The 10,677-nt window shown below is 31.1% G+C and carries 11 protein-coding genes; 8 read left to right on the top strand and 3 right to left on the bottom strand.

What is annotated here, in order from left to right:
* Positions 1-628, top strand: a 628-nt coding sequence (locus RSC72_RS15495; RefSeq protein ID WP_442879429.1) for a phenylacetate--CoA ligase family protein, incomplete at its 5' end; no start/stop codon positions are given.
* Positions 629-685: 57 nt separating this feature from the next.
* Here RSC72_RS15495 and RSC72_RS15490 read toward each other — a convergent pair.
* The 3 genes from RSC72_RS15490 to RSC72_RS15480 all read right to left on the bottom strand — a co-directional run bounded on the left by RSC72_RS15490 (position 686) and on the right by RSC72_RS15480 (position 4,410).
* On the bottom strand, positions 686-2,248 hold the full coding sequence (locus RSC72_RS15490; RefSeq protein WP_332544632.1) for a M20/M25/M40 family metallo-hydrolase: 1,563 nt from the start codon (positions 2,246-2,248) through the stop codon (positions 686-688).
* 127 nt (positions 2,249-2,375) lie between these two features.
* Positions 2,376-3,401: a hypothetical protein gene (locus tag RSC72_RS15485; protein WP_332566200.1), complete on the bottom strand. Its 1,026-nt coding sequence runs from the start codon at positions 3,399-3,401 to the stop codon at positions 2,376-2,378.
* Between the two features lie 217 nt (positions 3,402-3,618).
* Positions 3,619-4,410: a S1/P1 nuclease gene (locus RSC72_RS15480; RefSeq protein WP_332578659.1), complete on the bottom strand. Its 792-nt coding sequence runs from the start codon at positions 4,408-4,410 to the stop codon at positions 3,619-3,621.
* 254 nt (positions 4,411-4,664) lie between these two features.
* Between RSC72_RS15480 and RSC72_RS15475 the strand changes: the two genes are divergently transcribed.
* The 7 genes from RSC72_RS15475 to RSC72_RS15445 all read left to right on the top strand — a co-directional run bounded on the left by RSC72_RS15475 (position 4,665) and on the right by RSC72_RS15445 (position 10,614).
* Entirely contained in the window at positions 4,665-5,006 is a 342-nt protein-coding gene (locus RSC72_RS15475) for a PadR family transcriptional regulator (RefSeq protein ID WP_332566202.1), read from the top strand.
* Positions 4,999-6,588, top strand: a complete 1,590-nt coding sequence (locus tag RSC72_RS15470; protein ID WP_332566203.1) for a PspC domain-containing protein — start codon at positions 4,999-5,001, stop codon at positions 6,586-6,588. Before RSC72_RS15475 ends, RSC72_RS15470 begins: the two co-directional genes overlap by 8 nt.
* Before the next feature lie 330 nt (positions 6,589-6,918).
* Positions 6,919-7,479, top strand: a complete 561-nt coding sequence (locus tag RSC72_RS15465) for a 1-acyl-sn-glycerol-3-phosphate acyltransferase (protein WP_332546878.1) — start codon at positions 6,919-6,921, stop codon at positions 7,477-7,479.
* Between the two features lie 2 nt (positions 7,480-7,481).
* A complete protein-coding gene (locus RSC72_RS15460) occupies positions 7,482-7,904 on the top strand; it encodes a PaaI family thioesterase (protein WP_332546880.1) in 423 nt (140 codons plus the stop codon).
* The gene (locus tag RSC72_RS15455; protein ID WP_332546881.1) at positions 7,897-8,910 is read left to right on the top strand and encodes an isochorismate synthase; all 1,014 of its coding nucleotides are present in this window, start codon (positions 7,897-7,899) and stop codon (positions 8,908-8,910) included. Before RSC72_RS15460 ends, RSC72_RS15455 begins: the two co-directional genes overlap by 8 nt.
* Before the next feature lie 32 nt (positions 8,911-8,942).
* On the top strand, positions 8,943-9,680 hold the full coding sequence (locus tag RSC72_RS15450) for an SDR family NAD(P)-dependent oxidoreductase (protein ID WP_332546883.1): 738 nt from the start codon (positions 8,943-8,945) through the stop codon (positions 9,678-9,680).
* Between the two features lie 100 nt (positions 9,681-9,780).
* Positions 9,781-10,614 carry a 1,4-dihydroxy-2-naphthoyl-CoA synthase gene (locus RSC72_RS15445; protein ID WP_332546885.1) on the top strand — a complete coding sequence of 278 codons (834 nt, stop codon included), beginning with the start codon at positions 9,781-9,783 and terminating at the stop codon, positions 10,612-10,614.
* Positions 10,615-10,677 lie beyond the last annotated feature (63 nt).

The raw sequence follows: 10,677 nt of genomic DNA, 5'->3' as shown, positions 1-10,677 counted from the left end.
ATTAGCACAAAAAATCACTTCGAAATGGAACATTAAATTATTTTCCACTTATGCTTCAACTGAGATGAGCACTGCGTTTACCGAATGTGAATTTGGAAAAGGGGGACATCATCAACCCGATTTAATTATTTCAGAAATTTTAGACGAACATAACAATGAAGTTGAAAATGGAGAATTAGGAGAATTAACTATTACAACTTTAGGAATAGAAGGAATGCCTTTGTTGCGTTTCAAAACCGGAGATTTGTTAAGAAAACATATCGAAAAGTGTGTTTGTGGAAGTAATTCGTACCGTTTGGGACCAGTAGAAGGAAGAAAACAACACATGATAAAGTATAAAGGTACTACACTTTATCCGCCTGCTTTACACGATGTTTTATCTCATTTTGATGAAATAAAATTACATCTAATCGAAATTTATTCGAATGATTTAGGAACAGACGAAATTTTACTTCGAGTTGTTTCTACAGATGAGTCTGAAAATTTTTTATTAAGAATAAAAGATCAATTCCGAGCGAAATTAAGAGTGACACCAACTATAAAATTTGAAAAAATAGATCATTTGCAAAATATTATTTTTCGTCCAGAAAGCAGAAAACCAATTACGTTTATTGATTATAGAGAGTAATTAAATTATAACATAAAAATCCACTCAATTGAGTGGATTTTTATGTTTGAAAATATCTTATTTCATGTAAACATCAGAATTTCTTGCAGGGCTTTTAACCTCTGGCCATTCTTGTTGTTTACCATCTCTACCAGCTGGTAAAACACGACGATCACGATTTACTAAATCTTTTTCTTGATCTGCCATCATTGTAAGAGTGGCACTTAAAATAGCATTGCTTTGTATTTCTTCGAAAACAATTTTGTCATAAGTATCCTTGTTTGTGTGCCAAGTATATGTTCCATAACCCCAATTTAGAGAGCTTAACATAAATCCAGGGACTCCAGCTGCTACAAAAGAAGCGTGGTCAGAACCTCCACCACTTGGCGATCCCGGAAAATCTGTTTTAATTTCGTTACGAATAAAAGAAGGCGTAGCAGCTAACCAACGCGTCATATATTCGTATGATTTTTCGAAACCAGATCCGTTAATATTCACTACACGTCCCGTTCCGTTATCTAAATTGAATACAGCTTGCGTATTTTTTACAATTTCTGGGTGATCTTCTACAAATGCGCGAGAACCATTCAATCCTTGCTCTTCACTTCCCCATAAACAAACCAAAATTGTACGTTTGTTATTTGGATATAATTTTTTGATGGTACGAATTGTTTCCATCATTGCAATTGTTCCTGTTCCATTGTCTGTTGCACCTTGCGCTCCATCCCAAGAATCGAAGTGAGCCGAAAGAATAATATATTCGTTTGGTTTTTCTTTTCCTTTAATCTCTCCAACAATATTGAAAGTCTTTGCAAGTCCATTGTGTTTAGATTGTGCATTAACAGTCAACTTCGGAGCAGTTCCATTTTCAGCCAAACGATATAACATTCCGTAATCTTCATTCGAAATATCTAACATTGGGATTGTTTTCGTTTTTGCACCAAAAATTCTATTTGCACCCATAATTCCTGTCCAATAAGAAATTGCAACTGCTGCAGCTCCATTTTTCTCGAAAACTTCTGGAAGCGTATTGTTATTAAAACCTGTTACTTTGATAGAATTTGCCCAAGCTTCTGCTTCTGCCTTTCTATTTTCAGTTACTTTTTTGTACAATGCTTCCGATCCAAATTCTTTGTATTGATAGTCAGAACGACCATACGATTGATTTTGAGACATCAAAACCACTTTTCCTTTTACACTTGGTAACCAAGCGTCAAATTCTGCTTTTGTTTTGAAAGTTGGCATTGCAATTACATCAGCATTTACTGCTTTTTTAGTTGCTGGCGACCAAGCCAATTGTGTTGCTTCGATAGATTTTGCTCTTGGATACGTCATATCAACATGCGTAATTCCGCGTTCCCAAGCTTTCCATGTTCCGTAATCTTCGCGACGCGCATCAATTCCCCAAGATTTTAGAGTTTTAATCGCCCATTCTCCAGCTTGATCCATTTGTGGAGTTCCTACCAAACGAGGTCCAATACCATCTAATAATTCGTGAGAAATCTTCTTCAACTGAGAATTGTTCTGAATTTCAGTTACAAAACTTTGTACAGTTGGATCTAATTTTTCTTGCGCTTGCGCATGTACTGCAATAGCAGATAAAACCAAAGTAGAGTACTTTAATGTGTTAATCAATTTCATAAATTATAAATTTCCTGTGTGTGTATTTTACAATAGAGCCAAATTATTGAAATTTATCTTATAAAAAAAGACATCAAGTGATGTCTTTACTATTTTTTGTGTTTTTCTGAATTTTTTAGAAACTTTTTTATGAATCTTTAATTTTGAAAAATGTATTGTTTTGACGAACAAATATTTTATCACGATTATATGCATGACGTTTCTTCGATTCTAGATTTAATGGATAAACAACAATCGCTAAAACAGGAAAGTCGAGGTAATTAATTAAATCAAAATAAATATTTTTGAAGAGATATTTATCCTGAGAAAAAGTATGATTTAAATATTGATAATAATCTATAATCTCTTCATTATTCATTACACTTTCTACAATATTTTCGGGATGATAGCCTATATAAAGAAGTCCACCAGTAGAATGTAACATAGAGTAAACGTTTTTTTCAATCTCTTCTATGCAATTTCTTTCTAAGAAACTTATGTAGTGATACATTTCGTGATGCGATAAACGGTATTGTAAACCATCATGAAATAAATGCTTATTGGTTAAATAATCAATTGAAAATCTGCGTGTTTCATTTTCCCATTTATAAGGAGTATCAATAATTTTAAATTCAACAGGTTCAATACTTAATGTTTTGAATTCATTTTTAGAAATGACAATTTCCTCATCTATATGATATCCCATATAATTAAGAAAGGTATTTTCTAAAATCAAATGGTTAAGTTGTTGATTAATACTTGTATGATTTGGTTTTTGAAAACTGAAAATTTCAAATTCTTCATTTTTTTCATTTTCTAATGGCAAATTTATACGAAAAGATAATCGAATACCTTTCGGAAAAATCTTCTGATTTGGAATAATAGAGATGACTTCTTGGTTAAAAAGTTTAATCCTTTTGTATGTTCTATTACTCGGTTTTAGAATTGTTTTGTTGAATCTTTTTATAGCATGTGAATTAATAATATCACTTGAAATTTGTACTAATCCTTCGTTTGCTATAATTTCTAAATAGCTTTCAATAAACTTAAAAGCATTATTGCGCGCAGCTAAACTGTTATCTGATGAGAATTCAGTTTTTTGAAACTCTTGTGTTTCTTCGCAAAAACGAGTTCTTACAATATACGTTATAGAAGATAAAAATTGATTAGTCATAATCCTAATTAAAGTATGCAATCAATTTAAATATTTTTTCAGTTTTTATAAAAGAAGTAGGAATATTTTTCGGAATAATTATCAACAAAATGTTAAAATATAAGTTATATCGATTTTTTGATAATTTTAAGCAATATAAATTGATTGTATCATAATGTGTTATATAAAAAAATCCCAAATCTTAGATTTGGGATTGACTATTATTAATGAGTGTTTTCTATTTAAAAATATCGTCTAAAACTTTAGCTAAACGTAAACCACCTTTCAACATCTGGTCTTCTACAATATATTTATTATCAAAATGATAACGATAGCCTAATTTATCGTCCATTTTTACATTTCCATAAATAGTATTTGCAAGAATATAAGAACCGTAAATCCAATCTTTGTAAGTTCCTTCTTGTATCGCTTTACGCTCTGTTTTTGTTTTAAGATTCAATAAATTAGAATATTCTGTGTACGAATAGTTTTCGTAATCAACCAATTTAGAGTCCCAAACTGTGTGAATATTTACTTTATCGCGAAACCATTCTACTTTTATTCTATTTCCTCCCAAATCATCTGGACGACCAACATGCAATGGTTGATGTGCATCTCCAATAATATGTATTAAGAAATATAAATCGTGTTGTTTTTGTTCTAACGTTAAGTTGTCATTGTTTTTTAATTCATTGATTAAAAACAATCCTTTTTTGTACATATTCTCCTCGCCAGTAGCATCTAAAGCAATATCAAAATCTTGACGATTTAAGTTTCCAGGAATATTTACATAATGATATGAATCTGCATGTTTCCAAGAATCATCCGACTTTATAAAATCTGGCCAGTTTGCCCAATAAGCCAAACGCTGTTTCCCAATAATTTTTGAGATTTCTTTTTTGGTTTTATTACTAATATTTTGATCTGCAATTTCAGAAACAACGCGGTGACCTGTTAATCCCCAAGCTAAAGCATTACTTGATGCTAAAAAAGCACCTAATAAGAAAGCACTTCCTACTATTTTTTTCATTGTGTGAGTACGATTTTTGACAAAGATACTAAAAGTTAATCAACTCTTTTTGGTGATTTTTGTCTAGAATTTCATTAATATTTTATCATTTCAAAAAATATTTTGAAATTTTTTTTAAAATATTTGACTCTAAAACATGGATAAACAGAGCGTTTATTGTATTTATTAAATATAATACTAAAAATAATTCAGTACTTTGTTTTGCATAATACTAAAATTTTATATATATTTGTATAACAAAATAAGTCGTTCTTATGAATATAGAGAAAACAAAAATACAGATGCGCAAGGGTGTGCTGGAATATTGTATTCTTAGTATTATTAAAAAAGGAGATGCGTATGCATCTGATATCATAGACGAATTGAAAAAAGCTGAGATGATTGTAGTAGAAGGAACTTTATATCCGCTTTTGACAAGATTAAAAAATGATGACCTTTTACAATATCGCTGGGAAGAATCAACATCAGGACCACCGCGTAAATATTATGCGCTTACCGAAATGGGTGAGCAATTTTTAAAAGAATTAGCAGAAACTTGGGAACAGTTGATAGAAGCTGTGAATAAAGTAACCAAAGAAACGATTAACCATGGATAAAACAGTATCAATAAGTATAGGAGGATTTTCTTTCGTTTTAGACGAAATCGCCTATAATAAGTTAAAAACCTATTTACAAGATGTAAAAAACTCGTTGAGAGGAACAGAAGGTATTGAGGATATTATTGAAGATGTAGAAATTCGTATAGCAGAATTATTTCGTGATCGTTTAAAATTTAGAGAGGTTGTAAACGAGGATGATATCAATTTTGTGATTGCTACAATGGGACATCCAGACCAGTACAAAGTAGAAGACGAAGATGGAGAAACAACTTCATCTAAACCTAACAATCAATTTTCGTACAAAGAAAATCAATCGTATGGCGGAGAACAAACAGGTGCAAAACGTTTGTTTCGTGATCCAGATGACACAATTATTACAGGTTTATCTTCTGGTTTAGCACATTACATGGGTGTTGATCCTTGGTTTGTACGTGCAGTTTGGTTAATATTAGGTGTTTTAGGAATTTTTACTGCAGGAGTTTCTTTACTTCTAGTTATATTTTGCTACTTTATTTTGTTGATTTTTGTTCCAAAAGCAAAAACAACATCAGAAAAATTACAAATGTATGGGCAGCCAGCTAATATAGATACGCTAAAAAAAAACGTAGAACAAGCAGGTGATGCAGTTGTAACTGGAGGACGCGAATTGAGTAATAAATTAGGAGGTGTTTTCGGAGTATTTGGTAAATTTTTGTTCTGGTTCTTAGGATTTATAATTTTAAGTACAGGTATAGGATTAATCATTGGAGGTTTTGCTTTCTTTTTCACAACTTGGACAGAAATGCCAACAGAATTATTCGATTATCTTGTAGAAGAGCAGTGGATGAGTAGTGCTTCTAAAATTTTAGGAGGATTATTAATGGTAATTCCAGGTGTATTATTAACAATATTAGGTGTTAAATGTTTTTGGAATAGTGTAAAAGTGAGTAAAGCTGTTATTTTTGGATCAATAGCAATATGGTTTATCGCATTATTTGCAATCATCGGAATATCGGTAAGTACAGCAAGTAAATTCAGAAGTTCTGTAGAAATGACAGATGATAAGGTGATAAATATACCATCAGATACATTACAAGTACAATTTATAGACCAAGAAGAAGGTAATTATAGATACAGTGGAGGCTTTAATGATTTAGAACAATTAATTGACGAAAACGGAAATTTAGTTATTCCAATTTACGAAACATTCGATATTGAAGAAAGTAATGACAACAATATACACATAGAAGTTCGTTATTCATCAAAAGGAGGAAGCAAAGAAGAAGCAAAACGCAATTTAGAGTCGATAAAATACAATTATAAAGTAGAAGGAAATAAATTAAACTTAGACAAGTTTGTTAAGATTCCTAAAAATGGTAAGTTTAGAGAGCAAACAGTAGATATAAAAATCTATGTACCTAAAAATAAAGTAGTTTTTGTTAGAGAATCAAACTCAGTAAACATCCGATCTGGACAATATGATACAGATTATGTTAACGATATTAATAACAATTACTTTGGATATAATGGAAAAAAATTCGTATGTTTGAATTGTCAAAAAGATGAAGATTCTGATAACGAAAATTCTAATCAAGACTAAGATCTGAATATTAATATTCAAGACGAAAATGACTCAGCAAAAGTTGTTATCGATAAAAATGGATTAAGAGTAGAAGGTAACGGAAAAACAATAGGAGTAAACTTACCTGATACAAAATCTAAAAAAGAAAAAAATAACCAACAAATAAACTATAAAGATGATACAGATTCTATTAACATTAACTACAGAAATCATCAAAATAATCGTTGATTTCTTTGCGTAAAACTTATGAAATAACAAATACAAAATATAAAAGACATTCTACTCAGAATGTCTTTTTTGTTTTAATACAGATAACAATTCTATACAACAATTCTTTATATTTGTCAAATGAAGAAACTGATCGGTAAATTTTTATACGCACTTGGTGGTTGGAAATTAGACAATCATCTCGACTTATCAAAAATTGATAAATGCGTATTAGTTTGTGCTCCACACACTTCTAATTGGGATTTTTATTACACAATTTTAGCCTTTTGGCAAATGGGAATTCCAATGAAAATGTTTATAAAAGATGCATGGACAAAACCTTGGTATGGCTATTTTATCAAAAAAATGGGCGGTATTGGTATAGATCGTTCTCAACGTCATAATATGGTAGATTTTGCAGCAGAAATACTAGAAAATGCAGATCGTTTATATTTGATTAATACACCAGAAGGAACAAGATCTCGAGCAGAAAAATGGAAAAATGGATTTTATCATATCGCTCAAAAAGCCGAAGTTCCTGTTGCTTTAGCTTATTGTGATTTTAAGAAAAAACGTGCCGGAATTTCTAAAATAGTTAATACAGAAAATAGATCATTAGAAAATGTTTTGGACGAAATTCAAGACTTTTATAAAGATATAGCACCAAAATATCCTGAATTATATAATCCTAAAATTTATTAATTATGAGTCCAGAAGAAATTTTACAAAAGTTTCAGGAAATGTCAAAAAATACATTAATCGAAACATTAAATATAGAATTTACAGCGGTTGGAGAAGATTTTTTATCCGCTAAAATGCCTGTAACCTCTAAAGTACATCAACCTTTTGGTTTGTTGCACGGTGGTGCATCAATTGTATTGGCGGAAACTTTAGGAAGTACACTTTCTAATATTTTAATAGACAATACAAAAGAAGTAGCAGTTGGCCAACATGTAGATGCCAACCACTTGCGATCGAAGCGAGACGGAACGGTATTTGGGTACGCAACTGTTGTAAAAAAAGGTCGTACATCACATTTAATTAAGATAGAAATTAAAGACGAAAACGATAAATTAATTTGTTACACTCATTTAACCAACGCAATTATTTCGAGAGATCATGTCTAAACAATTTCAAGATAAACTTGAAAGACTTATTCAACAAAAAAAGCCTTTTATACTTTTCAGAAAACCAAATCAAATAAAAGTTGAGTTATGGGAAAATCAAGGGAAAACAACAACAAGAAAATTTAGTTGTAACAGTTTTGATAATTCAACAATAATTGAGTTTAATGACGATGAGGTTGTCGAAATTTTAATTGATGATTTACCGAAAATAGACTTGTTATTGCCAGTTTCAACTCAAAATGAAGCAATTTCGTACAATGATTACCTCAATTTGATAGAAAAAACAGTAGATGAATTAAAAAGTAATTCTGATACGCAAAAAATTGTCATTAGTCGAATAAAAGAGCTTGATAAAGAGAATATTAATTTATCCGAAACCTTCAAGAATTTGCATCAATATTATCCAAATGCATACGTTTATTTACGATATGATGTTGAGGAAGGTTGTTGGATTGGCGCTTCGCCAGAATTATTATTAAAAGAAGAAAATCAGTTAATACAAACCGTTTCTTTGGCTGGAACAAAAGCAAAAGAAGATGATTGGACAGATAAAGAATATCACGAACAACAGGTTGTAACAGATTATATTACGGCAACTCTAGCTCGTTTTACAAATTATGTAGACGTAGATGGTCCTTTTTCTGTAAATGCAGGTTTTTTTGAGCATTTAAAATCGTTTATTTCAGCTCAATTGACCGATAAAAATAAGCTATATGATGTTCTGAAAGCATTGCATCCAACACCAGCAGTAGGAGGTATGCCAAAAGATTTGTCAACAGATTTTATTTTGACTAACGAAGGTTATAATCGTACTTTTTATGCTGGATTTATGGGATATGAGACGGAAAATGAATCAGAATTTTTTGTGAATCTACGTTGTGCGAAAATCTATCAAAACAAAGTGAAATTATATGTTGGTGGAGGAATTATGCCAGATTCTATTCCAGAAAATGAATGGAAGGAAACCGAATTAAAATCTAAAACAATAGGAGAATTATTACTTTAATTTAACAAGAAATCAACTTAAATTAATATATAATGAAAAATCAACAAAAAACGATACTTATTACTGGTGCGAATAAAGGAATTGGTTTTGAGGCATCAAGACAATTGTTACAAAAAGGTTACTTTGTTTTTATTGGTTGTAGAACAAAAGAAAACGGAGAAGAAGCAGTAAAAGAATTAAAATCAGAAGGATTAGAGTCTGTAGATTATGTTATTATTAATATACGAGAAGATGATTCTGTTGCTGCAGCTGCGAAAGAAATTTCTTCAAAAATTGATTATTTAGATGGTTTAGTAAATAATGCTGGTTATGCAGGGAAAATTCCTCAAAATGCATCAGAAGTATCAATAGATTTGATAAAAGATGTACATGAAACTAATTTTTATGGTACAATTCGCACAACACAACATTTTTTACCACTTCTGATGAAAGCTCCACAACCTCGTATTGTAAATGTAAGTAGTGATATGGGATCTTTAACCTTGCATAGCGACCCAACTTACAAATATTACGATAACAAAATTACAGCATATTGTTCTTCTAAAACAGTTATCAATTCATACACTGTGATGTTGGCGTATGAGTTTATGAATACTAAATTGAAAGTAAATTCTATAAGTCCAGGTTTTACAAAAACGGGATTAAATGGTTACAAAGGAGTTAATACGGTAGAACAAGGTGCGCGTCCAATTGTAAATTTTATTACGATTGATGAAAATGGACCAACAGGTAAATTTTTTGACGAGAATTTAGCAGAACTTCCTTGGTAAAATAAGTAGTCAGTTAAAATTCAAAAATAGTAAACATCAATAATTCTAATAAAAACCTTAATTTCGAGGAATTAAAATTTTAATCAAAAAATAAGATATAATGGCTACAATCAATTGGCAGACTGTAAAAGAATACGAAGATATAACATTCAAGAAATGTGATGGTGTAATGCGAATTGCTTTCAATCGTCCTGAAGTTAGAAATGCTTTCCGTCCAAAAACAGTTTTCGAATTATTAGATGCTTTTCAATTAGCAGAAGAAGATCGCGAAGTTGGTGTCATTCTTTTGACAGGAGAAGGACCATCTCAAAAAGACGGTGGTTGGGCATTTTGTTCTGGTGGAGATCAGCGTGTTCGTGGTAAAAAAGGATATGAAGGACAAGATGGTGTTGGACGTCTTAATATATTAGAAGTACAACGTCTTATTCGTTTTTCTACAAAAGTTGTTGTGGCTGTAGTTAACGGTTGGGCAGTTGGTGGTGGACATTCGTTACACGTGGTTTGCGATATGACATTGGCATCTAAAGAGCATGCAATTTTTAAACAAACAGATGCAGATGTTGCTTCTTTTGATGGTGGATATGGTTCTGCATATTTAGCAAAACAAGTTGGACAAAAACGTGCACGTGAAATTTTCTTTTTAGGACTTAATTATTCTGCACAAGAAGCTTATGACATGGGAATGGTAAATTTAGTTGTTCCGCATGATGAGTTAGAGCAAGTTGCTTTTGATTGGTCACAAGAGATTTTAACAAAATCGCCAACAGCAATCAAAATGTTGAAGTTTGCATTCAATTTGGTAGATGATGGTTTAGTTGGACAACAAATTTTTGCTGGAGAAACAACACGTTTCGCTTACGGAACTGATGAAGCGGAAGAAGGACGTAATGCTTTCTTGGAAAAACGTCCAAGAGATTTTTCTAAATTTAGATAATCAATCAGAAATATTGACTAGTCCTGAAAAATAGATACATTTTTTCAGTGATTAAAAATACAT

Source organism: Algoriella sp. (assembly GCF_036647415.1).
GTDB lineage: Bacteria > Bacteroidota > Bacteroidia > Flavobacteriales > Weeksellaceae > Empedobacter.
Note: the sequence above shows the minus strand (reverse complement) of the source record. Positions and strands in the feature narration are given on the sequence as shown.

Bases quoted from the DNA above. Each gene is read 5' to 3' on its own strand.
- RSC72_RS15490 (WP_332544632.1), bottom strand. From the start codon at position 2,248: ATGAAATTGATTAACACATTAAAGTACTCTACTTTGGTTTTATCTGCT.
- RSC72_RS15485 (WP_332566200.1), bottom strand. From the start codon at position 3,401: ATGACTAATCAATTTTTATCTTCTATAACGTATATTGTAAGAACTCGT.
- RSC72_RS15480 (WP_332578659.1), bottom strand. From the start codon at position 4,410: ATGAAAAAAATAGTAGGAAGTGCTTTCTTATTAGGTGCTTTTTTAGCA.
- RSC72_RS15475 (WP_332566202.1), top strand. From the start codon at position 4,665: ATGAATATAGAGAAAACAAAAATACAGATGCGCAAGGGTGTGCTGGAA.
- RSC72_RS15470 (WP_332566203.1), top strand. From the start codon at position 4,999: ATGGATAAAACAGTATCAATAAGTATAGGAGGATTTTCTTTCGTTTTA.
- RSC72_RS15465 (WP_332546878.1), top strand. From the start codon at position 6,919: ATGAAGAAACTGATCGGTAAATTTTTATACGCACTTGGTGGTTGGAAA.
- RSC72_RS15460 (WP_332546880.1), top strand. From the start codon at position 7,482: ATGAGTCCAGAAGAAATTTTACAAAAGTTTCAGGAAATGTCAAAAAAT.
- RSC72_RS15455 (WP_332546881.1), top strand. From the start codon at position 7,897: ATGTCTAAACAATTTCAAGATAAACTTGAAAGACTTATTCAACAAAAA.
- RSC72_RS15450 (WP_332546883.1), top strand. From the start codon at position 8,943: ATGAAAAATCAACAAAAAACGATACTTATTACTGGTGCGAATAAAGGA.
- RSC72_RS15445 (WP_332546885.1), top strand. From the start codon at position 9,781: ATGGCTACAATCAATTGGCAGACTGTAAAAGAATACGAAGATATAACA.